The sequence below is a fragment of the Halomonas dongshanensis genome, from assembly GCF_024790395.1.
In the GTDB taxonomy this organism is placed as follows: Bacteria; Pseudomonadota; Gammaproteobacteria; order Pseudomonadales; family Halomonadaceae; genus Vreelandella; species Vreelandella dongshanensis.
Genome location: NZ_JAJISC010000001.1, coordinates 529,120 through 554,610, shown reverse-complemented (window position 1 = coordinate 554,610; position 25,491 = coordinate 529,120). Strand labels below are relative to the sequence as shown.

Annotated in this window: 23 protein-coding genes; 19 read left to right on the top strand and 4 right to left on the bottom strand. The window is 61.2% G+C overall.

Translation table 11 applies throughout. The features are described 5' to 3' along the window. Positions 1-38 precede the first annotated feature (38 nt). The 4 genes from LLY24_RS02535 to madM all read left to right on the top strand — a co-directional run bounded on the left by LLY24_RS02535 (position 39) and on the right by madM (position 4,395). Positions 39-1,415: a malonyl-CoA decarboxylase gene (locus LLY24_RS02535; RefSeq protein ID WP_259034896.1), complete on the top strand. Its 1,377-nt coding sequence runs from the start codon at positions 39-41 to the stop codon at positions 1,413-1,415. 35 nt (positions 1,416-1,450) lie between these two features. Next, positions 1,451-2,986, top strand: a complete 1,536-nt coding sequence (locus LLY24_RS02530) for a malonate--CoA ligase (protein ID WP_259034688.1) — start codon at positions 1,451-1,453, stop codon at positions 2,984-2,986. A gap of 140 nt (positions 2,987-3,126) precedes the next feature. Continuing rightward, positions 3,127-3,618: a malonate transporter subunit MadL gene (madL, locus tag LLY24_RS02525; protein ID WP_259034687.1), complete on the top strand. Its 492-nt coding sequence runs from the start codon at positions 3,127-3,129 to the stop codon at positions 3,616-3,618. Between the two features lie 15 nt (positions 3,619-3,633). Next, positions 3,634-4,395 (top strand): malonate transporter subunit MadM, encoded by a 762-nt coding sequence (gene madM, locus LLY24_RS02520; protein ID WP_259034686.1) that lies wholly within the window; start codon positions 3,634-3,636, stop codon positions 4,393-4,395. Between the two features lie 19 nt (positions 4,396-4,414). Here madM and LLY24_RS02515 read toward each other — a convergent pair whose 3' ends face one another. From LLY24_RS02515 to LLY24_RS02500, 4 genes are all read right to left on the bottom strand, one after another. Next, positions 4,415-6,115: an ABC transporter permease gene (locus tag LLY24_RS02515; protein ID WP_259034685.1), complete on the bottom strand. Its 1,701-nt coding sequence runs from the start codon at positions 6,113-6,115 to the stop codon at positions 4,415-4,417. Then, positions 6,112-7,095 (bottom strand): ABC transporter substrate-binding protein, encoded by a 984-nt coding sequence (locus LLY24_RS02510; RefSeq protein ID WP_259034684.1) that lies wholly within the window; start codon positions 7,093-7,095, stop codon positions 6,112-6,114. The genes LLY24_RS02515 and LLY24_RS02510 overlap by 4 nt, the downstream gene beginning before the upstream one ends. Before the next feature lie 74 nt (positions 7,096-7,169). After that, positions 7,170-8,288, bottom strand: a complete 1,119-nt coding sequence (locus LLY24_RS02505; RefSeq protein WP_259034683.1) for an ABC transporter ATP-binding protein — start codon at positions 8,286-8,288, stop codon at positions 7,170-7,172. 69 nt (positions 8,289-8,357) lie between these two features. After that, on the bottom strand, positions 8,358-9,293 hold the full coding sequence (locus tag LLY24_RS02500; RefSeq protein ID WP_259034682.1) for a LysR family transcriptional regulator ArgP: 936 nt from the start codon (positions 9,291-9,293) through the stop codon (positions 8,358-8,360). 153 nt (positions 9,294-9,446) lie between these two features. On the opposite strand from LLY24_RS02500, the gene LLY24_RS02495 reads away from it, so the two are divergent. The 15 genes from LLY24_RS02495 (at position 9,447) to LLY24_RS02425 (ending at position 25,447) form a co-directional block, all read left to right on the top strand. After that, entirely contained in the window at positions 9,447-10,049 is a 603-nt protein-coding gene (locus LLY24_RS02495) for a LysE/ArgO family amino acid transporter (protein WP_259034681.1), read from the top strand. A gap of 368 nt (positions 10,050-10,417) precedes the next feature. Beyond that, positions 10,418-12,028: a methyl-accepting chemotaxis protein gene (locus LLY24_RS02490; protein WP_259034680.1), complete on the top strand. Its 1,611-nt coding sequence runs from the start codon at positions 10,418-10,420 to the stop codon at positions 12,026-12,028. Positions 12,029-12,131: 103 nt separating this feature from the next. Beyond that, positions 12,132-12,302 (top strand): hemin uptake protein HemP, encoded by a 171-nt coding sequence (hemP, locus tag LLY24_RS02485; protein ID WP_259034679.1) that lies wholly within the window; start codon positions 12,132-12,134, stop codon positions 12,300-12,302. Positions 12,303-12,507: 205 nt separating this feature from the next. Further along, positions 12,508-14,505 carry a TonB-dependent receptor domain-containing protein gene (locus LLY24_RS02480; protein ID WP_259034678.1) on the top strand — a complete coding sequence of 666 codons (1,998 nt, stop codon included), beginning with the start codon at positions 12,508-12,510 and terminating at the stop codon, positions 14,503-14,505. Positions 14,506-14,520: 15 nt separating this feature from the next. Beyond that, positions 14,521-15,567, top strand: a complete 1,047-nt coding sequence (locus tag LLY24_RS02475) for a ChuX/HutX family heme-like substrate-binding protein (RefSeq protein ID WP_259034677.1) — start codon at positions 14,521-14,523, stop codon at positions 15,565-15,567. Continuing rightward, positions 15,564-16,406, top strand: coding sequence for a heme/hemin ABC transporter substrate-binding protein (locus LLY24_RS02470; protein WP_259034676.1), 843 nt, complete (start codon positions 15,564-15,566; stop codon positions 16,404-16,406). The genes LLY24_RS02475 and LLY24_RS02470 overlap by 4 nt, the downstream gene beginning before the upstream one ends. Next, positions 16,403-17,449 (top strand): FecCD family ABC transporter permease, encoded by a 1,047-nt coding sequence (locus LLY24_RS02465; protein ID WP_259034675.1) that lies wholly within the window; start codon positions 16,403-16,405, stop codon positions 17,447-17,449. The genes LLY24_RS02470 and LLY24_RS02465 overlap by 4 nt, the downstream gene beginning before the upstream one ends. Further along, positions 17,443-18,204 (top strand): ATP-binding cassette domain-containing protein, encoded by a 762-nt coding sequence (locus LLY24_RS02460; protein WP_259034674.1) that lies wholly within the window; start codon positions 17,443-17,445, stop codon positions 18,202-18,204. Before LLY24_RS02465 ends, LLY24_RS02460 begins: the two co-directional genes overlap by 7 nt. A 41-nt stretch (positions 18,205-18,245) precedes the next feature. Then, positions 18,246-18,812 (top strand): RNA polymerase sigma factor, encoded by a 567-nt coding sequence (locus LLY24_RS02455; RefSeq protein WP_259034673.1) that lies wholly within the window; start codon positions 18,246-18,248, stop codon positions 18,810-18,812. Between the two features lie 8 nt (positions 18,813-18,820). Further along, positions 18,821-19,906, top strand: a complete 1,086-nt coding sequence (locus tag LLY24_RS02450; RefSeq protein ID WP_259034672.1) for a FecR family protein — start codon at positions 18,821-18,823, stop codon at positions 19,904-19,906. Further along, positions 19,890-20,483, top strand: a complete 594-nt coding sequence (locus LLY24_RS02445) for a biliverdin-producing heme oxygenase (RefSeq protein ID WP_259034671.1) — start codon at positions 19,890-19,892, stop codon at positions 20,481-20,483. The genes LLY24_RS02450 and LLY24_RS02445 overlap by 17 nt, the downstream gene beginning before the upstream one ends. Before the next feature lie 57 nt (positions 20,484-20,540). Further along, positions 20,541-20,801, top strand: a complete 261-nt coding sequence (locus tag LLY24_RS02440; RefSeq protein ID WP_259034670.1) for a hypothetical protein — start codon at positions 20,541-20,543, stop codon at positions 20,799-20,801. A gap of 114 nt (positions 20,802-20,915) precedes the next feature. After that, on the top strand, positions 20,916-21,431 hold the full coding sequence (locus LLY24_RS02435; RefSeq protein ID WP_259034669.1) for a sigma-70 family RNA polymerase sigma factor: 516 nt from the start codon (positions 20,916-20,918) through the stop codon (positions 21,429-21,431). A 7-nt stretch (positions 21,432-21,438) separates the two neighbouring features. Continuing rightward, positions 21,439-22,377, top strand: coding sequence for a FecR domain-containing protein (locus LLY24_RS02430; RefSeq protein ID WP_259034668.1), 939 nt, complete (start codon positions 21,439-21,441; stop codon positions 22,375-22,377). 121 nt (positions 22,378-22,498) lie between these two features. Beyond that, positions 22,499-25,447 (top strand): TonB-dependent receptor, encoded by a 2,949-nt coding sequence (locus tag LLY24_RS02425; RefSeq protein WP_259034667.1) that lies wholly within the window; start codon positions 22,499-22,501, stop codon positions 25,445-25,447. Positions 25,448-25,491 lie beyond the last annotated feature (44 nt).

Genomic DNA, 25,491 nt, shown 5'->3' with positions numbered 1-25,491 from the left:
ACAGCGAACCGTCCACCAAGAGGTCCATGCGCATGAACATGAACATGTCGTTCCTCCAGGGACTGCTTTCCAACATCAGCGTGCGCACCCGGCGCCACTTAGGCGCAGCCGATGACGACGAGGGCAGCGCCGTGCACCTGCACGGGCTGACCCGTGCCTGCCAGACGCTCATGCAGCGCGGTGGCGAAGCTTCGCAGATCTTCACCGCCCAACAGGCGCTGAACCACTACCGTCAGCTCGAACCCGAAGAGCAGCGCGCCTTCTTCACCCTGCTGGCTAACGACTACGCCGCCGAGCCCGAGGCCATTCATGCCGCCTACGCGGCCTACTGCGAACAGCCCGACAACGCCGCACTGGAGCGGCTATTCAACGCCTGCGAGCCACGTCGTCAGGATCTTCTACGGCGCCTCAACCTGTGCCCCGGCGGCACCTTCGAACTGGTCAAGATGCGTGCCGATCTGCTCAAGCAGCTACGCCACGCCCCCGAACTTGCGGCGCTGGATGGCGATTTTGCTCACCTGTTCAACTCCTGGTTCAATCGCGGCTTTCTGGTGCTCGAAAGCATCGATTGGAACACCCCGGCGGCGGTGCTGGAAAAACTGATTCGCTACGAGGCGGTGCACGCCATCGGCGACTGGCACGACCTGCGCCGCCGCCTCGACCCGGATGATCGCCGCTGCTACGCCTTTTTCCACCCGGCGACCGGGGACGAGCCACTTATCTTCGTCGAGGTGGCGCTGTGCAACGGTATTCCCGGTAACGTTCAGCGCATCCTCGAACACGGCGAGGAGCTCCCTCTGGACGAGGCCGACACCGCCGTGTTCTACAGCATCAGCAACTGCCAAGCCGGGCTCAAAGGTGTCTCGTTCGGCAACTTTTTGATCAAACAGGTGGTTCAAGAGCTGAGCCGCGAGCTGCCTCAAATCAAGAACTTCGTTACCCTTTCGCCGGTGCCGGGCTTTGCCGATTGGCTCATGGAGCAGCAAGAGCGCGAAACCCTCGCCCTGCCGGAGGAGCTCGAAAGCGCGCTCGACGCTAACAGCCTGGACACGCTCGCCCCCGCCGAACACAAAGTATTCATGCGCTTGGCCGCCTACTACCTGGTCGAGGCCAAGCACCGTAGCGGTCAGCCGCTCAACCCCGTCGCCCGCTTTCACCTGGGTAACGGCGCCAGCCTGCACCGGTTGAACGCCCAGGCCGACACCTCGTCCAAGGGGATGAAACAGTCCCATGGCCTGATGGTCAACTACCTCTACCAACTCGACCGCATCGAGCAGAACCACGAAGCCTATAGCGCTGATAACAGCGTGGTTTGCGCCAACGACATCCGTCGTTTGGCAGCACAAGCAGGTACCTATTTTCGCCCCGAGCCGTCTCGTTCAGAGCCGTCCTCTGCTACCGAAGCCAACGCCTAGCCTCACTGCCAGACGACAATAACAAGGAGACCTTGATGAACCACAACCTCTACCTCGCCTTCTACCCGCACTTCGAGCGCAATCCCGACAAAGTGCTGATGGATACCCTCGACGGCAAACGCTACCGCTACGCCGACGTGCTCGCCACCAGCCGCCGACTGGCGAGCGTCCTGCTCGAACTCGGCGTCTCGCCCGGCGACCGCGTGGCCGTGCAGGTCGACAAGAGCCCCGAGATCGTCATGCTCTACCTCGCCTGTCTGCAGGTCGGCGCGGTCTATCTGCCGCTCAATACTGCCTACACCGACAGCGAAATCGCCTACTTCCTCGAAGATGCCGAACCGCACCTCTACGTCTGCCGCCCAGACGTATTGGAGGATGCTAAGGCCCGCGCGAGCGCCAGCAATGTCGCCCACGTTGAAAGCCTCGGCACTAAGGCCGACGGCAGCCTGATGGAAAAAGCCGCTACTGCGCGCGAGACCGAAAGTGTCTGCGACGTCGGCGCCGACGATCTGGCGGCGATTCTCTACACCTCGGGCACCACCGGGCGCTCCAAGGGTGCCATGCTCAGCCATACCAACCTGGCCTCCAACAGCCAGGCACTTACCGAGGCGTGGCAATATAGCGATCAGGATCACCTGATCCATGCGCTACCGATCTTTCACACCCATGGCCTTTTCGTCGCCTGCAATGTGACGCTGATCAACGGCGCCTCGATGACCTTTTTGCCTAAGCTCGATGTCGACGAGTTGCTCGATTTGATGCCGCACTCGACCGTGCTCATGGGCGTGCCTACTTTCTATACGCGCCTTCTGGCCTCCCCTCGTCTGGATCGCGACGTGGTGGCCAACATGCGCCTGTTCATTTCGGGCTCGGCGCCGCTGCTCGCCGAAACCCACGAGGCGTTCGAAGCGCGTACCGGTCACGCCATTCTCGAGCGCTACGGCATGACCGAAACCAACATGAACACCTCCAACCCCTACGTCGGCAAACGCCGCCCCGGCACCGTCGGCATGCCGCTACCGGGCGTGGAGCTGCGTATTGCCGACCGCGAAACCGGCAAGGCGCTGCCCCAGGGCGAGACCGGCATGGTCGAGCTGCGCGGCCCTAACGTCTTCAAGGGCTACTGGCGCATGCCGGAAAAGACCAAAGCCGAGTTCCGCGATGATGGCTTCTTCATTACCGGTGATCTGGGGCTCGTCGATGAGCACGGCTATCTGAACATCGTCGGCCGCGACAAGGATCTGGTCATCTCCGGTGGCTACAACGTCTATCCCAAAGAGGTCGAGCAGTTGATCGACGACATGCCCGGCGTGGTCGAATCGGCGGTCATTGGCGTCAAGCACACGGATTTGGGCGAAGGCGTGGTGGCCGTCGTGGTGCCCGAGGCCTCCGCCTCGCTCGACGAAGCGCAGATACTCGCTGCCTTGAAAGGGGAGCTTGCGCGCTACAAGCAGCCCAAGCGCGTCTTCTTTGCCGATTCGCTGCCGCGTAACGTCATGGGCAAAGTGCAAAAGAACCAGCTGCGCAGCACCTACGCCGATACCTTTACCCAGGAGAACGCCACCGCCTGATAGCGTTTGCGCTCACGCCAGGCGTGAGCGTAGCACCCGCGCCGCAGGGGAGGGCCTGGCCCGACTGCGGCACACGACCGTCACGCTAAGCCTATAGATTTACTAGCTTTTACAATAACGACAACATAGGAAGAACCCTCATGGTGATATACGGAGTCGCCCTGCTGGCAGGGTGCATGCTGGTCGGCCTGTGGGCCGGAGACGTGCTGGGCATGCTGCTCGGCGTGGAATCCAACGTCGGTGGCGTCGGCATCGCGATGTTGATGCTGATCTTTCTCGGCGGCTACCTGATGGACAAGAAGAAGATGCCCCCCAGTACCGAAAGCGGCATCACCTTCTGGAATGGCATGTACATTCCCATCGTCGTTGCGATGGCAGCGAGTCAGAACGTGGCAGCGGCCTTCGATGGCGGCATGATCGCGCTTTTAGCGAGCCTCGTGGCCGTAGTGGCAAGCTTTGCCCTGGTGCCTTTTCTCAACCGCTTGGGCCGCAAAAGCGATGCCACCCAACCCACGCCCGAAACGCCCCCTACTAAGCCTGCCGTGAGCAAAGAGCCGTCCGCTCAAGCCGCACGCAGTCGCGGGACGCTGGTATCCGCGCCGTCGCGCTCGCCCACCCGCCACGCTCGCTGATCGGAGACCGCCCGCATGATCGAATCACTCGTCACTCAGCTGGAAAAGCAGCACCTGATCGCCGCCTTCGCTCTGGTCGGCGCCACCATGTACGTCTCCTATCTGATCAGCGCCAAGCTGACCCGTGGGCGCGTGCATGGCTCCGCCATCGCCATCATGGCGGGGCTGGCACTGGCGTACTTCGGCGGCATTCACACCGGCGGCACCAAAGGGCTTGCCGACATCAGCCTCTTCGCCGGGCTTGGCCTCATGGGCGGCGGCATGCTGCGCGATCTCGCCATCATCGCCACCGCCTATGGAGTGCGTTTTCAAGAGATTCGCGAAGCCGGTATCAGCGGTATCGTAGCGCTGTTTCTCGGCGTCTTGGTCTCTTTCGTCGCCGGGGTGGCCGTGGCCTACGCCTTTGGCTACCGCGATCCGGTATCGCTCACCACCATCGGCGCGGGCACGGTGACCTACATCGTCGGCCCCATTGCGGGCGCTTCGATTGGCGCCTCCTCCGAGATCATTGCGCTTTCGATTGCAGCAGGGCTTTTCAAGTCGATTCTGGTGATGGTGATGACTCCCATGGCTGCGCGCTATATCGGCCTCGACAACCCGCGTTCGGCGATGATCTTCGGTGGTTTGATGGGCACTACCAGCGGCGTCGCGGCGGGGCTCGCCGCCACCGACCCCAAACTCGTGCCCTACGGCGCCATGACCGCCACCTTCTACACCGGCCTTGGCGCCCTACTCGCCCCCTCAGTGCTGTATATCGGCGTACGCGCAATTTTCTAGGTGTTCATGCGAATCCTGACTAGCCTGCTATGGGTAGGTGACGTCGTGTGAACACCGTCAGTAGTACCAATAGCGCCGTGGTGGTGAATATCGCCACGGCGCTCATCGCCATTCCTACACCGGGAGAGCCCTGCTCGAACTGACCAAAAACGAACGTCGATACCGTACTCATTCCTGCAGGCGCCACCATCAGCGAAGCGACAAGCTCACGCGAGGCGATGGCGAAAACCAGTAGCATCGATACCAGCAAGCTAGGCGCCATGGTGGGCAATAAAATGCGTCGAAATGTCGTGACGAATCCCGCTCCGCAGACACGTGCGGCGGCTTCCAGACTCTCTCCCATCTGACGAAAAGCGGCACTGGCGTAACGCACGGGATAAGGTAACAGCAAGCAGGTATAGGCCAGCAGTAGCATCGCACTGGTGTTATAGACCTGAACGGGCCAGAAGCGCTGATTCCAGGCGAGGATCAAGCCCACGGCCACGACGATACCCGGTAGCGTATTGGGCAGCAGTGACAGGAGATCGAGCAGCCGCTTGCCGCGCACCTGGGCACGCACCACCAGATAACCGACCAACGCTCCCAGAATTCCTGTGAGCAGTGCCGCACCTAGCGCCAAGCTCAAACTCGTCGATAGCGCCTTGAGCGCCCCACCCCGATTGGCCAGCAGCGCCTCGAAATGACGCAGCGATAGATTATCGAGAGCCAACCCGCTCGATAGCGTTGCACTCAGCGAGGTGGCCAGCACGGCCAGTAGCGGCACCAGCACGGCAACGCTGCCTACAAAGCCAAACAGGACCACGACCGGCCACTTCCATGGCCCAAGTTCGGCGCGCTCAGCCAGCACGGGCTTGCCCGTCTGGCTGGCAAAGGAGCGACGCGTCACTAGCCAGTGCTGCAAATAGAATGCGGCCATTGCTAAAAGCACCAGCAGCAGCGACAGCACGGCGGCACCTGGAATATCGATGGGCCAGTCAGAGAAGCGCTGATGGATACCTGTGACCAACACGTGGTAGCCCGCCTGAGCTCCCAAGGTCGCGGGAGTGCCAAACTCTTCGATGGTTAAAGCGAAGACCAGTAGAAGGCTGGCAGCAATGCCTGGCGTGGACAGTGGTAACGTCACGCGCCAGAGCGCTCGCCATTTTCCCGCTCCGCACACCCGTGCTGCCGAGGCGTAGCGTCCACTCACGCTCATCAGCGTGCGTGAAACAGCAAAGTAGACCACGGGAAAGACGTTAAGCACCATGACGAAGACGATGCCAGAAAATGAGTAGAGAAAGCCGCTTGCTTCGATACCGCTGAGCTGCTGAGCATAGCCGCGCGTCTGCAGCGTCAGCATCCATGAGAGCGCGGCGATGTAGGGAGGAATCATGAAGGGAATCAGAAAGACGATGTCCCAAAGCCCTCCGCCAGGTACGCGCGTGAGCGCGCGCAACGCTCCCAAGGGCACAGCGAGTAGCGCACAAGCCACCACTACGGCAACACCTAAACGCAGCGTATTGCCAACTAGCGTCACCAGAGAGGGATCGCTCAAGGTAGGCCATACATGCGCCAAGGCGTCGCCGAAATCTCCGCGCGACCAGTGCGGAAAAATCGCTTGCAGCAGGATATACACAAGCGGCAGACCGACCAGCAACAAGAGCGCCACCGCCGTCAGCAAAAGTACGATATCCGCCCCTTTAGGCCATGAGAAGCGCCCTCCTTCACGCGTCGCCATCATCCGCCGATCACGTCACGAAAACGCGCCAATAAGGCCTCACGCTGCGCGCCCATGGCTGCGCTGTCGACATCGATCAGCGTAAGCTCGTCGAGTGTCGGCCGCTGCGCCTCGACATCGCTACGGGCGGGCATCAAATAGCTTTCAGCGACTCGGCGCTGGCCCTGTTCGGAGAGTACGAAGTCGATGAACTGCTCAGCTTCGTCCTGCATGGGGCTCGAAGCCAGAATCATCATTGGCCTTGGCGCAATGACCGTGCCGCTTGCGGGGAAGATGACCTCGATCGCCTCACCATCGGCTTGCTGGCCTAGCGAAATATAGTCGACGGCGCCGAACACCACGGATTTGGCACCTTGAAGAACGGGATTGAGAGCGCGGGCGTTAGGTCCAGGAACGATCATGCCGTTATCGACCAGCGCCTCCATAAGCGACCACGTCGCCTCTTCCCCCATTGCCGTTACAAGCCCGGTCAAAAGCTCAAAGGCTGTGCCCGACTGCGCTGGGTCGGGCATCGTCACTTGATTGGCATAGACGGCATCGGTCATATCGGCCCAGTCCGTCGGCATCGGTGTATCACTATTGCGGTTCCACACCAATGCCAGGGCAGAGATGCCTTGCGCTACGTAATCATCCGCTTGAAGAAAATCGGGCACGCTTTCGGCATTGGGGGAGCGGTAAGGATGCAGCAGTCCCTCCTGAGAGAGGGCGACCGCGCTCTCCCAAGAGGCCGAGATGACGACATCGGCCAACGGATTGGCCCGCTCGGACTCCAGCCGCGCCATGACTTGCCCCGTGGTGCTTTGAAAAACGTTGATGTCGATATCGCTCTGAGCGGTGAAGTCCGCTGCCAACCGCTCGATCAGCGCATCAGGACCTGCCGAATAGACCGTCAGCGCCTGCGCGTAGACGAGGCTTCCCGAGCCAAGCAGGGCGATGCCGGTAAGCGACAGCAGCGTGTAGCGAGAACGTAAACGAATCGACATGTTCCATTTTTCCCTATGGTAGTGAGCATGAACCGCAAGCGGGTGTTGTTAGTTGATATACGAAGTGATGCACGTTAGATGAGCGCGGCCGCTTCACGAAGCGGCGTACAGCGAAGCGCCCGGCCCTCTGGCGTCCAGACGCAGAGCGCTGAGGCATCGATGGCCAACCCCACCGTGCTGGCAATCTTGGTTGGCTGATCAAGGCGTAGTTTCAGGTCACTCCCCGGCGCCAGCGTCAACGTCAGCGCGGTGTGGTCACCCTGAAAGAGCTGGCCTTTCAACGTGGCGACGATATCCGCCTCGGCGGGAGAAACTAGCGTCACCGCCCTGCGAGGTAAGAGCGCTTTGACAGGACCGACATACGTCTCAACTGGCTGAATACGCAACGTCTGTTTTCCTAGGTGGAAACCATGGCGATCGATATGGCCCGCCAACAAAGCGCCTGCATCGATGAACGCTGCAACATCAGCACTCGCCGGTGCGTGGTAAAGCGTTTCGGGTGAGGCGACTTGCTGTAATCGCCCGTTCTGGAGCACAGCGACATCGTCCGCTAGGGCAAACGCTTCTTGCTGGTCATGAGTTACGAACACTGCAGTGAGACCCAGCTCTTCAATCAAGGCGCGAATTTCCAACGCCAGCGCATCGCGAAGCCCTTTATCCAAATTGGAGAGCGGCTCATCCATCAACAATAGGCGCGGCTTGGCCACGATGGCACGTGCCAATGCAACACGCTGCTGCTGGCCACCGGAAAGTGCACCCGGCTGGCGCTCGGCGTACTCCTCAAGCCCCACCAGCGATAGTGCCCAAGCCACCTGCTCTTGGCGGATACGGCCCTTAACGCCCAGCATTTCTAACGGAAACGCAACGTTTTGCGCCACGCTCATATGCGGCCAGAGCGCATAGTCTTGAAACACCATGCCTAAACGACGCTCATCTGGGCTCAAACAGCGTGACGCTTCGGCTACCCGATGCCCGTCCAGCGCGATATACCCTTTATCGATCCCCGTCAGTCCCGCGATACAGCGCAGTAGCGTCGTTTTACCGCACCCCGATGGCCCAAGCAGCGCCAACACCTTGCCCTGTGGTAGATGTAGATCGATACCATCCAGGGCGATCTTGTCGCCAAACGATTTGTATAAGCCTTCGATGGCCAACGCAGCAGTAGGCGCAACAGTGGGCAATGCGGTGAACATGGGGCGACCCCTGACAAAAGGAGCACGTTATCCCATCAATATGACACTTGTTTGACATCCGGTGACGGCTTACGAGGTAACCAGCATACGCCCGGCCCGCGCGGCCAAATGCGCGGTGAGCCCCGCCAGCAGCTGGCCACCGCTGCGCCAGTAGTGCCAATAGAGCGGCACGTCGATGGCGTGGCGGTGGTTAGGATGGGGACGGGAGTGGGGAGGGAGACGGGGAGATAGACAGGGATCGAGCTCGACCAACGTGCCCTGGGCGAGTTCGTCCTGCACCTGTAGTCTTGGCACCATGCCCCAGCCCAAGCCATTTTCGAGCAGGCGGACGAACCCTTCCGAGGAGGGGCAAAGATGGTGCACAAAGTGGCCGGTAACACCTAACGCCGCCAAGTAGCGGTGCTGCAGTTGATCGTCGGTACCAAAGACCACCGCTGGCGCCTTTGCCAAGCGGTTAGGGTCGAGGCCTTCGGGAAAATAGTCCGCCACGAAGGCCGGGCTTGCCACGGCGCAGTAGCGCATCGCGCCCAAAGCGATGCGGTTGGCTCCCGCCACGGGGCGCTCTGCAGCACACACGCAGCCTGCCACCTCACCCGCGCGCATACGCTTCAACCCCACGTCCTGGTCTTCCACCACCAAGTCGAGCAGCACACGACGCTCACGGCAAAAATCACTCACCGCCGCCGCCCACCAGGTCGCCAAGCTGTCGGCGTTGAGCGCGATACGTAACCGCTCCGGCTCGCCCTCCTCCAATGCAGGCACCTGCGTTCGCACGTCGCGTTCGAGCAGACGTACCTGCTGAACGTGGTTGAGCAGCCGCCGCCCGGTCTCGGTCGGCGCAGGTGGCGTGGCGCGAATCAGCACTGGCTGGCCAATACGCGCTTCGAGCAGCTTGACACGCTGAGACACCGCCGACTGCGATAGCCCTAATAGCTGCGAGGCACGCTCGAAACCGCCCTGTTCGATCACAGCAGCCAAGGCAGCTAAAAGCTTATAGTCGAACATATCGATTCTCCTAATGATGCATCAGCATTATTCGTTTCTCTTATACATAGACGTTCGCCAAGATGGCTACCTTTTCGCACGCCATCTTTCGCTCACCGTAAGAGCGGCGCGCGATGTTAGGGATTAGGCGAGATTAGGAGAGAGGAACAAGGTATGTGGCAAAGCTATACCCGCGGCGTAATGGTCGCCATAGGATTGATCATGGCCATTGGCGTGCAAAACGCCTTCGTCTTGGCACAGAGCCTGAGGCGGGAACACCACCTGGCGGTAGCCGGGCTATGCATACTCTGCGATGCCCTGTTGATCACCGCAGGCGTGTTTGGTCTTGCCACGCTGCTGGCTCAAAGCCCGGTACTGCTTGGCGTGGCGCGCTGGGGTGGCGCGGCGTTTCTGCTCTGGTACGCAAGTCAGGCGCTTAGGCGTGCGTTACACCCCGAGGCGTTGCACGCGGGCGAGGCGGCGCCGCGTTCGCTCAAGGCCGTACTTCTTACCACGCTGGGCGTGACCTTGCTAAACCCGCACGTCTACCTCGATACCGTACTGCTGATTGGCTCTTTAGGCGCCCAGCAGCCCGAACCCGGCGCCTTCGCTCTAGGTGCGTCCACTGCCTCCATGCTCTGGTTCGGCGCCTTGGCCCTGGGCGGCGCTTGGCTCGCACCCTGGCTCTCCCGCCCGCTGGTCTGGCGGCTAATCGACGTAGCCGTGGCGTTGATGATGCTTTTCGTAGCTTGGCATCTGGTAGCAAACCGCCTTTAGGCTTTACCCAACCGACTTTTGCTCATTGATGTTGCGGATAATGCCAAGCGCGCATAACGCCTCCCACCTTCCTAAAGTTCTACTGCGAATGGCCGACATTGCAGAGGCTGGCTTGCTACAAAACGGTCATGCCAGTGTACTCACTTGCCACCCGCACACGCATTGAGAACACTCTCGCTAGAAGCAATGTGCCTGCACGGCTTTCGTCGCTTCAAGAACGCTCACCGCGATCCTCTCTCACACCTGAGAGAAACCTCGCTCACTGCATTCAAACGTCGCCGCGCTCCAAGCTTCCCCTCTTGGAGCGCCTAGCGTCGTAGATGGCATGGCACCAGCGCTATTTCTCTATCTCTATCCCGGAGCATTCAATGCGTTTCAAGCATCTATCCATTGGCAAACAGCTTGGCCTTGGCTTTTCGGTCGCCATACTGTTTTTACTAGTAAGCGGCGCACTAAGTTCACTGAGCCTACGTAGCCTCAATGTCAATATGCACTCGCTCTACGATGATCGTGTCGTTCCGCTAAAAGGTCTTAAGGCTATATCGGATGCCTACGCCGTAGACGTAATCGATGCCGTCAACAAAGCCAACAGCGGACTCATTACGGCCGAAGATGCGCTGACAGCCGTCCACGGCGCGCGCTCGGTCATCGAACGTGAGTGGCGTGGCTACATGAGCACGAGGCTTACACCCGAAGAAGTCCGCTTGGTTAGCGAAGTCCAGGCACGTTTTGTTCCTGCCGAGAGTGACCTGGATCGCCTTGAAAGCACACTGAACACACTGTCAGGCCAGATAACAGGGCAACTCGCCACCTTCAATGGTCAGCTCTACGCAACGATTGACCCGATCAGCGGTATCATCAGTGAGCTCATCGATCTTCAGTTGCACGCAGCGCAAGTCGGCATGGCACAGAGCGAGGCACGCTACCATGCTTCGATCTTGCAGGTGCTAGGCCTGGGTTTCATGGCCGTTGTGATATCCCTGTGGATCGCCTTCGTCATCACCCGAGGGATTACAAGGCCTTTGCGTCGTGTCGTCGCCCACGCGCAAGCCGTCGCCTCGGGCGATTTGACTAAACATGAGAATATATCGCAAGCACGCAATGAAATCGGCCAACTATTGAGGGCACAGCACGCCATGACCACTGGCTTGGCCAATGTCGTATCGGACGTGCGTCAAAATGCCGAAAGCGTAGCAGCTGCCAGCGCTCAGATCGCCCAGGGTAATAGCGATTTGAGTCAGCGCACCGAAGTGCAGGCAGCCGCGCTCGAGGAGACGTCAGCCTCAATGGAGGAGATGGGCTCGAGCGCTCGCCAGAATGCAGACAACGCCCACTCGGCCACGCAGCTAGCCGTTAGCGCCAGCGAGGTAGCAAAGAAAGGAGGCATCATCGTAGATGAAGTCGTCGCAACCATGCGCGCGATCCATACCAGCAGCGACGAGATTAGCGACATCATTGGCGTTATCGATGGGATCGCGTTCCAAACCAACATTCTGGCACTCAATGCTTCGGTCGAAGCCGCGCGTGCGGGAGAACATGGACGTGGCTTTGCCGTCGTAGCCAGCGAAGTACGCAATTTGGCGCAGCGCAGCGCCGAGTCGGCCAAGGCGATCAAAACGCTGATCGGCACCAGCGTCGAGCGGGTTGCCCACGGTGCAACACTCGTCGATCAAGCAGGCACGACGATGGCGGATATCGTCTCCTCCATTCACAAGGTGAGCGACATCGTGAGCGAGATCAGCATCGCCAGTAGCGAACAGAGCACTACGATAGGGCAAATCAGCGAGGCGATCGGTCAAATCGATCAGACAACGCAGCAAAATGCCGCCTTGGTCGAGGAGTCGACAGCTGCCGCCAGCAGCTTGAAGCAACAGGCAGAGCTTCTGGTAAGCGCTGTTGCGCAGTTCAAGCTAGAGCATCACTCGACGCCTGCACAGCACGCCCTCGCTTGGTCGCCCACCGCCAATAACACCCACTAATTCCTCCTTAACGCCCATCTTCGGTCACATCGCGCTTGAGACGGCACTCGCCTTTTGGTAACTTAATAAAAATGCTTATCAATAGCACAGGGAGCAGTTTCTCATGCCGGTTTCCGAACAACGAAACGGGCCTTCTTCCGCGCCCACCGCGCCCGTGCGCGAGGTGGAGAGCCAAGCGCTGCTGGGGGCCCAGGGTCAACTCGTCATTCTTCACGACCAGCGTCGCTACGTGCTGCGTCGAACCAAGAGCGGCAAGCTGATCCTCAACGCCTGAACGCGCTTTTTTCATGGCCCTAGCGTCGCTTGCGGCGCTGGCTATGTCACTTCTTGCTAGCCAAGGCGTTGCCTACGACGATGACCCTTCGGATCAGAATACTCGACGCACGCGCCAGCTAGCGTAAAAACGCCAGCCAGCCAGGTCGCCCAGCGCACCCAGCCAGCCTCCTTCACTACCGCCTTAGGTTGGAACTGTCTGGATCATGAAACGTCTTTTCGCGCTGCGCCCTCTTTGCCTTGCGCTTGCTTCCCTCGTCGCTTCCTCGGCCATGGCCGCCTCCGCTACCCGTGACGATGCCGCGCTCGACCCGGTCACCGTCAGCGGCACGCGTACGCCGCTGGATCTTTCCCGTGCGCCCTTGATCATCGATATCATCGACCGTAACGACGCCGAGCTTGCCACCGCTAGCCGCGTGGAAGACATTCTCGGCCGCCAGCCCGGCCTGCACGTGGCAGGGCAGGGCCGCCGCAATGGCCAAACGCTGAGCCTGCGCGGCTTCGGTCGCAACGGCGTGCTGGTACGTCTGGACGGCGTGCGCCAGGACATCACCACCGGCCACCTGGGCAACTTCTTCCTCGACCCTGCGCTGATTCAAGAGGTGCAGATCGCCCGCGGAGCGCTATCGAGCCTCTACGGCAGTAACGCCATGGGGGGAGTGGTGAGCTTTACCAGCGTCGATGCCAAAGACCTGCTGGCGCCAGGCGAACAGAGCGGCGCGCGCCTCTCGGTTGGCGGCGCCACGGCCAACGACGAGTGGCGCACCAACGTCAGCGCCTTCGGCCGCCGCGATACCCTGCGCGGCGAGGTCGATGGTTTGGTATCGCTGGGCCGCAGCGAATCGGGCGATATCCGCCGAGCAGGGGGCGACGAAGCCGAAGAGGATGCCTCGCTCAACAGCCTGCTACTAAAAGGCGGCTGGGAGCCTAGCGACGATCAGCGCTTCTTCGTCAGTTGGCAGCACTACGCCGAGCGCGCCACCCAGCCCGCCAACCCTCAGCAGCTCACCAGCGGCGCCAGCAACGCCCTGCGCGATCGCGACGTTACCAGCAACAACGTCCAGCTCGGGCATCGCTGGCAGCCGGGCGCGGCCACCGAGCTCACCACCCGGCTTACCTTCAGCCAGCAAGAGATCGACGAGCCCCAGGCCAATCGCACGCTGGACCGGGTAGGACTCCAAAGCGACGGCTACCACAGCATGCAGCACGGCTGGCTCTCGCAAACGCTGGCGTTCGGCGCCGAGATCGAGCAGGCGCGCCAGCGCCCCGACGGCGAGGCCAACGGCTTCCCCCGCGCCGACATCGATACCCAAGCGGCCTATCTGGATACCACCCTCAGCGCGGGCCGCTATCTTGCCGAGGGCGGCGCGGGCGCATTCGACGTGGGCCTAGGGGCGCGCTACGACCGTTATGACGCCAGCGGCGTCCAAGATGCCGACAGCACTCATGACCGCGTCTCTCCCCGAGTGCGCCTGGCCTGGCTACCGAACGAAGGGCTGATGCTGTTTTCGGGCTACGCCGAAGCCTTCCGCGCCCCAACCCTTTCCGAGCTCTACGCCAACGAACGCCACTTCGCAGGTTTCTGCGCCGGGCCCTTCTTCTGCACGCCGGACAACTACTGGGTGCCCAACCCTCACCTTTCGCCCGAAACCAGTAACACCTGGGAGAGCGGCGTGGTGTGGCACCAGGGCGATTGGCAGATGCGCGCTAGCTACTTCGATACCCGTGCCGACGACTTCATCGATACCGAGGTCGACATCACGGCGGGCACTACCCAGGCGGTGAACGTCAGCCGCGCCCAGCTCTGGGGCTATGACGCTCGTGTCACCTGGCAGCCCAGCGCCCTCCCCCAGTGGCAAGGCCACCTGGGGCTCTCCGAGGTTTCAGGCAAAGATCGCGACAGCGGCGCGCCGCTTGGCAGCCAAACGCCCTTGGAGCTCGCGCTCGGCAGCGAGCTGGCACTGGGCGAAGGCAAGGTACGTATCGGCTGGCAGAGCCGCTTCGCCCAGGACTTCGACAAGCAGGGCGACGAAGGACACCTGCCCGGCTACGGACTTCACGACATTCATCTGGCCTGGGCGCTCGCCCCGTCGCTCGATACGACGCTGCGTCTAGCCAATGTCGGCGACAAACTCTGGTACCGCCCCGATGGCAGCCTGGGGGATGGCCGGAGCCTGCTCGCCACGCTCAACTGGCAGTGGTAATGCAAGGAGACAGCCATGACATGCACGCTGCAGCAAACCGCCATTCAGGAAGCCATCGACGCCGGGCGTAGCGCCCGGCCGCGCCTGCCGGTCATCTCGATTGCCCAGCGGCTGGACATCAGCGAAGGCGAGCTGCAAGCCGCTCGCCTCGGCCGTGACGTGTGGACGCTTCCTCTGAGCCCCCATGCACTGGCCGCATGTTTTGCCGGGCTTGGCCGAGTAAAGAGCATGACCCGCTCGTCGCTCGCGGTCCTCGAACAGCAGGGGGATTACCCGGAGCTTCGCGGCGGCGAATGCTCGGGCCTGCTGCTCGATCCCGGTGGCCTCGATCTGCGCCTGCTCTACGGCTACTGGCACTGGGCGTGCTTGATCCGCGACGCCATCGGTGACGGCGACGAGTGGCGCTGGAGCGTGCAGATCTTCGACCGCCACGGCCGCGCGGTGCACAAATGCTTTGCCCTGGAGTCACCGCTGCCGCGCGCCTGGGGCTACCTTGCCGCCCAGGGCACGCTGGATGCCCCGGCCTTCACCCAGATGGCGCCCATACTGCCGCGCCCGCTGCCCGAGGTGCCGAGCCTTGCCGACGAGTGGGCGGCAATGAAGGACGTTCACCACTTCTTTGGCCTGCTCAAGCGCCACCGTCTCGAACGCCAGGAAGCGCATACGCTGATGCAAGGACGCTTCACCCATGCGCTAGCGCCCCAAGCCATCGAGACGCTGCTGACCCAGGCCAGCCAGCAGGCGCTGCCCTTGATGCTGTTCGTCGCCAGCCCAGGCTGCGTACACATCCATACCGGCGCGCTCCCTCTGCCCCAACGCACGCCAGGCTGGCTCAGCCTCTTTGGTGAGCGCTTCACACTGCACCTGGACGACGCCGCCATTGCCCGCGCCTGGATCGTCGAAAAGCCCAACCGCGACGGTGGCGTCACCAGCGTCGAGGCCTTCGACGAATACGGCGAGCTGGTCCTGCAAATCTACGCCGAACGCCAGGAAGGACAGCGCGAACGCGCCGCCTGGCGTCATCTTCTCTCCACGCTACGAACCTGCGAGGCAGTGGCATGAAACGCTACCTTTTAGCCGCCGCGCTACTCGCTGGCAGCCTCACCAGCACGACGCTACTCGCCCAAGAGCGCTGGCTGGTACTCGGCGGCGACATCGCCGAAACCCTGGCCGCACTAGAGGCCGACGACGCCTTGGTCGCGCGTGACGACACCAGTCTCTACCCCGATTCCATCGTGGCACTGCCTTCGGTGGGCTACCTGCGCCAGCTCTCGGCGGAGAGCGTGCTCGGACTGCACCCGGATCGCATTCTGGCGAGTTCGGCCGCAGGGCCCGCCGAGGCGCTTGAACAGATCGAAGCGGTGGGCGTCGAGATCATCCAAATCAACGTACCGCCCACCCTGGCGGCGATTCCCGACAAGGTGCGGCGCGTGGCAGCGGAGACCGACCGCGAAGCCGAAGGCGAGGCGCTGGCCCAGCGTCTGGAAGGTGAGCTCGCCGCTCTCGATACGCTACCGCCGCGCCACGACCTGCGCGTGATGTTCATTCTTCATCACAGCGGGCTCACCCCGCGCGCCGCCGGTCGCCAGACCGGTGCCGATGAGGCGCTGGACGCCATTGGCGTGACCAATGCCTTTGGCGACATGCAGGGCTACCAGAGTATCGGCGCCGAAGCGCTGGTCCAGCAGGCACCGGATGTCGTCGTCATGTCTCAGCGCGGGCTGGATGCGCTAGGCGGAGAGGACGCTCTCTGGGCGCTACCCGGCATGGCGTTGACGCCCGCCGGTGAGCGCGGCCATCTCATCTTAGTCGATGACCAGGCCCTCTTGGGCTTTGGCCCGCGTACGCCTGGCGAGCTTTCTCGGCTGCGCCAGGCCATCGATGCGCTAGATACCCCATGATGGCGCTGCTACTACGCAGTCGGCGCGAGCCGTTTCACCAGCGCGCCCTGGGGGTGCTGGCGCTTCTGGCCGCGCTGCTGGCACTTAGCCTAGCGTGGAGCGCCAGCAGCGGCACCTTCGGGCTATCGCCGCTGACATTGATATCGGACCAGGCAGATGCGCTGAGCGTGCAGGTATGGTGGCAGTTGCGCCTGCCCCGCTTGCTGTTGGGCGCCGCGGTAGGCGCCATGCTGGCGGGAAGCGGTGCGGCCATGCAGGGGCTATTTCGCAACCCCCTGGCCGACCCCACGCTACTCGGGCTTGCCAGCGGCGCGGGGCTCTTCGTCGCACTGTGGATCGTACTGTTTCAAGGAGCGGGCCATGGCGCTGGGCCGGTCAGCCTCTATGGCCAGTTCATCGCCGGTTTTCTCGGTGCGCTTAGCGTCTGCGCGGTGGTCTTCGGTCTCGCCCAGCGCCAGGGCGGCGGCAGCGCTGCGGTAATGACGCTGCTGTTGGCAGGGCTTGCGATCAATACGTTAGCCGGTGCCGGTGGCGGCATTCTGGCCTTCATCGCCAGCGACGAGCAGTTGCGCCAGCTGAGCCTCTGGGGCATGGGCACGCTGACCCACTCGCTATGGCGCACCACGCTCGTGGCGCTGGTATTGATTCCGCTGGCGTTGATTGGCCTGTTGCGAAGCGCCCGCGAGCTCGATCTATTGCAGCTGGGCGAAACCACGGCCCACGGCGCCGGGCTCGACGCCCCGCGCCTCAAGCGCCGGGTAGTGGTGGCGACCTCGCTCGGAGTGGGGCTTTGCGTTGCCTTGACGGGCGTCATCGGCTTTTTGGGTCTGCTCGTGCCCCACTGCCTACGGCTGTGGCTTGGGCCTGGGCATCGCCTGCTGCTGCCCGCTTCGATGCTGGGCGGCGCCATCTTGCTCGTCGTCGCCGACACCTTAGCGCGCACGTTGGCGGCACCGGCCGAAATTCCCGTCGGCCTACTCACCAGCCTGCTCGGCGGGCCCTATTTTCTCTATTTGTTGATGCGCCGGAGCCGTACATGCTGACCCTCCACGGCGCTGCCCTGACCACACCGCCCACGCTCGCTCCGCTCGATGGCAGCGTGCGCCCTGGTGAGCTACTGGCCATCGTTGGCCCCAACGGCGCGGGCAAAAGCACGCTACTGAGCCTGCTTTCGGGGTTTCGCGCCTGCCAAGCCGGTGCCATTCGCTTGGATGGCCGCGACTTGGCGCAGTGGCCCGTCTATGCGCTTGCCAGCCGTCGCGCCATGGTGGCCCAACAAGAGCCCCCCGGCTTCGACTGGCGCGTAGAGGAGCTGATTGCGCTTGGCAGCGATCCCGACCCGGCACTGGTGACCCAACTGCTCGACCAGATGGACTTACTCGATCTGAGTGATCGCAGCATCCTGACGCTTTCCGGCGGCGAGCGTCAACGCGTGCTGATCGCGCGCGGCGTTTGCCAGCTGCTGTCACGTCGTTCTCATGCTGCCACGGATGGCGGCCTTTTACTGCTCGATGAGCCCACCAGCGCTCTGGACATCGGCCAGCAGCAGCGGCTGATGCGCCAACTGCGCCACTGGGCCCATCAACACGCCATGGCAATCGTCTGCGTGCTGCACGATCTCAACCTGGCAAGCCTCTACGCCGACCGCGTTTGGCTAATAGACAACGGCGCCCGCGCCGCCCATGGCACGCCCGCACAGGTGCTCACCCCCGAGCGGCTTACCAGCGTATATGGCGCCGAGCTGCAGATACTAAGCAACGCCACCGGCACAGCGCCGCTGTTCGCTCTGGTGCCGTAATGATGTTGGGTGATTCGAAAAGAGGTGTTGAGACTGCCGATATGACCAAGCCCGGCCCCTCGCTTGCCACACTATTTGCCCGCGAACGCCAGCGGCTGGTGCAGCGCGTGCGTCGGATCGTTGGCTGCAAGAGCGCTGCCGAGGACATCGCTCAGGACACCTACCTCAAGCTCTGGCAGCGCCCACTTTCTAATAAGGACACGGCAGGCCTGCTGCACCGCACGGCGCACAACCTGGCGCTGGATCACCTTCGCGCCCAAGCGGTGCGCCAGCGCTACCTGGCAGACGCGCCTGAGGAGGCCGAAGAAGTACCCGTCACGCCAGACCCGGAGCGCGTCGCCGCGACGCTCCAGCAGTGGCAAGCGCTCATCGAACAGCTCGACGACTTGCCATTGCGCACTCGGCAAATCTTCCTGCTCAACCGCGTCGATGGCGAAACCTACGCCGCCATCGCCAAGCGGCTGGGCGTCTCGATGAGCACCGTCGAAAAAGAGATGATGCTTGCCATGCGCACCTGTCTTAACTGGCAACAACAACGACAAAATGAGGAAAAGGAGGCGCTGGAACGTTTCAATGATAATACGCCGCGTTATCAGGACGAGCCATGAGCACCCACATGAACAATAAATCACCGCCCGCGACGGCGGCGGCCAACGCGCCATCGACCGATGACCAAGCCCTGAGCTGGTTTTTGAAGCTCAAGGACCCCAGCGCCAGCGGCGAGGAGCGCCGCGCCTTTGCCCATTGGCATGCGGCCTCGCCCGCCAATGCGCACGCTTTTGCTCACATCGAAGCCACCTGGCAAGCGGTGGAGGCGCCTGCCCAGCTTCTGGCGCTGCGTGATGCGCCTGCGGCGCGCGCGCCACGACGGCAAAACGCCAGGGCGCCCCGCTGGGGCTGGGCAGTGGCAGCGCTTTGCTTGTTGGTCATGCTACTGGGGGTCGAAACCTGGCGCGAGCCCGCTCACCTCGACCGCCTGATGGCCGATACGGTTACCTCGCCCGGGGCGCCACAAACGCTCACCCTCGACGATGGCTCGACGCTATTGCTCGATGGCAACAGCGCGATCTCCGTCGATTTTAGCGAGGGTGAGCGCGCACTATCACTGCGCCGAGGCAGGCTCTGGGTAGACGTGACCCGCGATATCGAACGCCCCTTCGTGATCAGCGCAGGCGATGCCTCCATTCGCGTTCTGGGCACTCACTTTGCCGTTACACACGCCCACAACCGCGTCATCGTCACCGTCGGCGAAGGCCGCGTGGCCGTCAACGATGGCTTCGCGCGCCAGGTCACGCTGACGGATCATCAGCAGGTCATCCTTCATGAGGGGCGGCTTGGCCCCGTACAGCCGGTGGATACGCAGTTGGCGCTGGCCTGGCGCGAGAACCGCTTGCTCTTCGCCAACGCGCGTATCGACGACGTCATCGACGAGCTCGAACGCATGCTCCCAGGGCGCGTACTGCACGATACCAGCGCCTTGAGCGGTGTGCGCGTCTCGGGAAGCTTTCCCCGCAACGACCCCGATGTCTTGCTGGATGCGCTGGCCGCTACCTTCGGCGTCGACGTGCGCCGCCTGCCGGGCCAACTGGTGTGGCTTGGCGCCAACGAACCACGCCTCGCGCAGAGCGCGCACCACGTGACCACCACCTCCTATAACGCACTAACGTACTCACAGGGACACCACCATGAACACACTGCTTAACACCGAAAGCGATTCTCTCACTTTGCCTCTCAGCAAACGCCTGAAGCTCGAAACCCACAAGGCCCACCAGCGCGTCGACGATGCCATCATGGCGCTTTCGCCCTTTGCCAACCTCGAAGGCTACAAGCGTTTTCTCGCCGTGCAGTACCGCTTCCAGCAGCGTACGGCGCCGCTCTACGCCCGTAACGACCTGAATACCCTGCTGCCCAATCTGCCGCTGCGCTGCCGCTTCGATGCCATCACCCAAGACTGCCTCGATTTGGGCCTTACGCCCGACAACATCCAAAGCACCGACGCCCCGCTCGCCGATCTGCCCGCCGCCGAAGCCGTAGGCTGGCTCTACGTCAACGAAGGCTCCAACCTGGGCGCGGCCTTTTTGCTCAAGTACGCCAGTCAGTTAGGGCTCACTACCCAACACGGCGCTCGTCACCTCGCACCAAGCGAAGATGGCCGTGGTCTGCACTGGCGCCAGTTCACCGCCCAACTGGATAGCCTTGCGCTCTCCGAAGCGCAGAAACAACAAACCCTGGCAGGCGCACGTAACGCCTTCCAGTTCGTCGAGCAGTTGGCGCAATAACCTCTAACCATAAGCGCCGCGCTCTCCTTTGATCGATGAAAGCCGCAGGGAACACTCATGACGCAACCCCCTTACGTCTCGCTACGCCTTTCTGCCCGCCTCACCATCGCCACCCACATTCTCGACTGGTGGGTCGCTCTGCTCTGCCTCATCAACGCCGTGGCACTAGGCACAGGCCTTGCCGTTGCGCTGTTGCAGGAGGGCAACTCGATGGGCTGGGCGCTACTGATTGCCTTCATCGCAGGCTCGATGCTGCACGGCGTTATCGTCATAGCGGCACTGGGTATTGCCGCAAGTGAGGCGGAGCGCTACGAATAGCGAGCGTTGATAACGTTGATAGAGCGAGCGTGATGGATCCCGAGGTTTAGCCCACGTCTTGCAGTCACCACGCAACGAATGGATAATGCGATTAATTATCATAATCGATTATCCATGTGTGCCATGCCCTCCCACGACTCCGATCGCTTACGCGGCCTTTATCAAGCGCACCACGGCTGGCTCAAGAGCTGGCTGGTGGGGCGTTTGGGCTCTGCCAGCGATGCGGCGGACCTGGCGCATGACACCTTCATTCGGTTGATGACAGCCAAGGAGAGCCCCGACCTACGCCAGCCCCGCGCTTATCTGCGCACTATTGCGCAGGGCTTGGTGGTCGACCGCTACCGTCGCCAAAACATCGAGCGTGCCTACCTCGAAGCGCTGGCGCTGCGCCCCGAACCCGTGGATATATCGCCAGAAGAGCGCCTCGACATTCTAGAAACGCTTGCCCTGGTAGATGCCACCCTCCACCGGCTGGGCGACAGAACCCGACGCATCTTCCTTGCCGTTCAGTTGGAAGGCCTCACCTACGGCGCTACTGCCGAGCAACTGGGCGTTTCCATTACGACCGTCAAGAAGCACGTGATTCGCGCCATGACCGAATGCCTGTTACTGATGGACGACGAAGAGTGAGGGCGTGATGAACCGCGACATCCTCGAAACCGCCGTGGCCTGGCATGTACGTCTCAACGCCGAACCGGACGATACGCAAACCCAGCAGGCTTGGCGCCACTGGCTGGCAGAGAGCCCGCTGCACCGCCAGGCCTGGGCCCGGGTCGAGCGCCTACAGCAGCGCCTGGGTAACCTACCTAACCAAACCGCCCTATATGCGCTGAACGGCGTACATACCCAGCGCCGGGCGTTCTTGCGCAGCCTGGGCGCACTGGCCCTGCTGGGAGGCGGAGGCTGGGCCGCAAGCGTTCAGGTAAAAGAGCACGGCTTATTGGCCGACCTGCGTACGGCTCCCGGCGAACGCCGAGCACTCACGCTGGATGATGGTAGCCAGCTGCACCTCAACACGCGCACCACCGTCGATGTGCACTTCTCCCCAACCGAACGCAAGCTTCAACTGCACGCTGGCGAGTTATTGGTAGAGACCGCCTCGGACGCGCTTTCGCGGCCCTTCTACGTCGATACCCCGGAAGGGCGCATCGAAGCACTGGGCACTCGTTTTAGCGTGCGCCATGAGGCCAAGCAGTGCCGCGTTGGGGTTTATCGCCATGCCGTGGCGCTTACGCCTCGCCAGCAGAGTAGCGCGGCATTGCACCTTCCTGCCGGGCATACCGCCACTTTCGATAGCACCCGTATTACCGCCGCCCCCTCTCCGCTGCCGCTAGGAGAAGATGCCTGGCTCAACGGCATGCTGAGCATCGTCGATTGGCCTCTGGAGCGCGTTGCCAACGAGCTGGCGCGCTATCGGCGTGGCTACGTCTCCTGCGACCCGGCCATTGCCCAGCTACGCGTCTCGGGCGCGCTGAAGATTGACGATACCGCACAGGCCTTCGATGCCTTGGCCGCATCACTGCCCATAGAGGTGCGTTACCTCACGCGCTACTGGGTACGCCTCCAGCCCGCGTAAGCGCGCGATAACAACGCGGGATAAAAAATTCATCTCAGGGGTGTCTGATTTTCATTTTCATTCGTCTTGTTATGTGAGCCGACACACAAGATGTCGCCCTTTCGCATTCAAGGTAGCGTCCATGACACCCCCAACCCCCTTACGCCCCAAGCGGCTTACCCAGGCCATAAGGTTGGCACTTTGCAGCCTGCTGCTAGGCCCTCTTCCTGCCCTTGCGCAGGGAGCGCCCAACGCCACGCGCGAAGAGATTCCCTTCACCGCCTACGACATTGCGCCCGGCGCGCTCGACCAAGCCCTAAGCCAGTTCGCTACCACAGCGGGCGTTACGCTGAGCTACCCGGCCGATTACACGGCTAACCGCGCATCGCCAGGGCTGTCGGGGTACTACACCGAAGAAGACGCTCTAACGCGTCTGCTGGAAGGCAACGATCTCTACATCGTGCCCATTCAGGGCGGCTACACGCTACAGCAAGGCAGCGGCTCACACGCCGCCACCTCCGCAACGGTTGCAAGCGACACCGCCTTAAGCACCGTTACCGTACAAGCCGACCGCCTAAACGACGACTGGGTCTACTACGAGCCGCGCTCGGTGAGTGTGATTAGCCGGGAGCAGATTGATCGCTTACCGCCTCGACATGCCGCCGACATGCTGATCGAGACACCAGGTGTCTACAGCGCGGTGAATACTCAAGATCCCGCGCTATCGGTCAATATCCGTGGTATGCAGGATTTTGGCCGCGTCAATATGATGATTGACGGTATGCGCCAGAACTTCAACGAGAATGCTCACCAGCAACGTAACGGCAACATGTATGTCGATTCGGAACTGCTTAGTGAAGTCGTAATTTCGAAAGGCCCTTCGTCCAACGTATACGGAGCAGGAGCCATTGCCGGTAGCGCCAACTTTCGTACTTTGAACTATGACGACATCATTATGGATGACAATGATGTTGGTGCCCGTATCCGAGCCAATACAGGGCTAGGCGGCGAAGGTAACGGGGTCAACTTTATCGGCAGTGTCGCGGTTGCAGGGCGTTTCGCCGATGACCGCCTGGGGTTGCTGGGCGCCCGAAGTCAGCGCAGCTTGGGGGAATATTCGCCGGGAAGCAGGAAGGAAAGCTTCGACTGGCTTCTTAGCGGTGTACAGGATGGCAATGACTTTCGCCGTGATGGAGAGCAGGTGGTAGATCGCGTTAAATTCAGTGACCAGACTCAGGACTCAAACCTTTTCAAAGCACGATGGAACCTGACACCAGATCAGTCGCTGCAGTTTACCTACCTGGATACCGAAATTTCCTACAACAATGTTTCTGATCGCCGGATTACTAATCCCGCTGATGGCAGCGCGCTCGATGGCGAAGAGGCATGGCAGAAACGCGGTGATGCTCAGGCGACGTCACAGTCCATCGGGCTCGAGTATGCCTTTAATCCTGAATCAGACTTGGTTGACCTAAACGCGAGAGTCTATCGAGTTTCTACCGATAACGAGCGTTATACCCAAGAGGGTCGCCCCGTCATGGTGGGCGACCTCAACATGACCGAAACGGCCTGGAGCATTGGTCTTTGTTCATCGACACCTTTTCCCGACAGTTGGCGCGAGGAGTGTGAAGCGGGTCTGGGATCTAATGTCGTAACCAGTATCGATACTTACGGGTTAGCACTTGAGAATACCGCTCGCTTTTCCCTTGGTGGGGTTGATGGTTTTCGTTTTAACCATGGTATTGAGTATTTTCAAGATCGCGGGGAGTCCAGTACTGCCTATGATAGACGTGGCAGTTCCATCACGGTATCCGACAATACGCTTCAGCCTAATGGAAAACGCAGCATTGCCAGTGCCTTCGGTAATTTAGTGTGGGAAAACGATACTTGGACACTCGGTGGAGGCCTACGCTACGACTATTACCGCCTTCAAGGCGATACCCGTGTACCCGGCGTGCAATGGAACTACCTAACTCGTCAGGAGAGGTTTGATCAAAAGTTTGACGAGGAAGCCAAGCAGCGAATGCGTGATGCTGGCACCTACGACACAATCTTTAACCGTGGCCTATACGCTCCTGGTTATGTTGCGGAGCATGGGATGTACGAGTATGAGGTCAATAATCGTGAGGATAAACTGCTGCCGACGCTGCAGGCAGCCTATCGTCCATCGGATTGGTTGGAGCTGTTCACCAGTTGGGGCGAATCATGGCGCCCACCAGCGCTGACTGAATCGTTAATGGAGGGCAGCCACCCCGGCGACCCCTTCGCCATTATGTTCCCAAATCCCTATGCAGATCCTGAAACCTCTCGTAGCTGGGAAGTGGGCTTTAATACCGTGTTTCAGGGATTACTGAAAGACGATGACCGTCTATTCAGTAAAGTGACCTACTACGATACCCGCGCCGATAACTACCTTATTACCAGCATGGCCAATGCAATGCCTGGCGTGGTTGCTGGCGCAGGGTTGGGCAACACCATGTTCATAAATAACCGTCTTCCCATGAACTTTCGCGGTATTGAACTTGAGCTGGATTACGACGCCCGCAATTGGTATACGCGCCTCAACTACACCCATGTACTTGGCGGTGACCAAAGTTTCTGCCAAGAAAGGTGGCCACTGGGTAGTCATCAGCCCCAGTTTGATATGGCCGACGAGCAAGGCAATTATACCGAAGAGCATCAATGGGCCATCGAAAACGGCTATGACTCCTACGAAAGCTTCCTTGATCAACAGTTGGTCTGCGCAACTGGTGGACAAGCCACTGGCTACGGTATGAACAGCGCCCGCAATGTACCGATGGATAGAGGAAGCTGGGTAATAGGGACACGCTTGTTCAATGAGAGGCTGGATATGGGAACACGCCTCAATTATAGCGCCGAAGGTAAACCTGAAGATTTCACGTATGCCATTTGGCCCAGCTATGTCACCTGGGATCTCTACGCCAGTTACCGCTTCAACGACCATCTACTTATGCGTGCTTCTATCGAAAACTTACGCGACCGGAATTACGTTCAAGGTTATTCGGATATTTTCTCACGCACCTATGGCCCTGGACGTACGGCAATGGCAGGGATAGAGCTGCAGTTCTAACCCCACCACAAACACGCCCTTCATACACGCGCATGAAGGGCGCT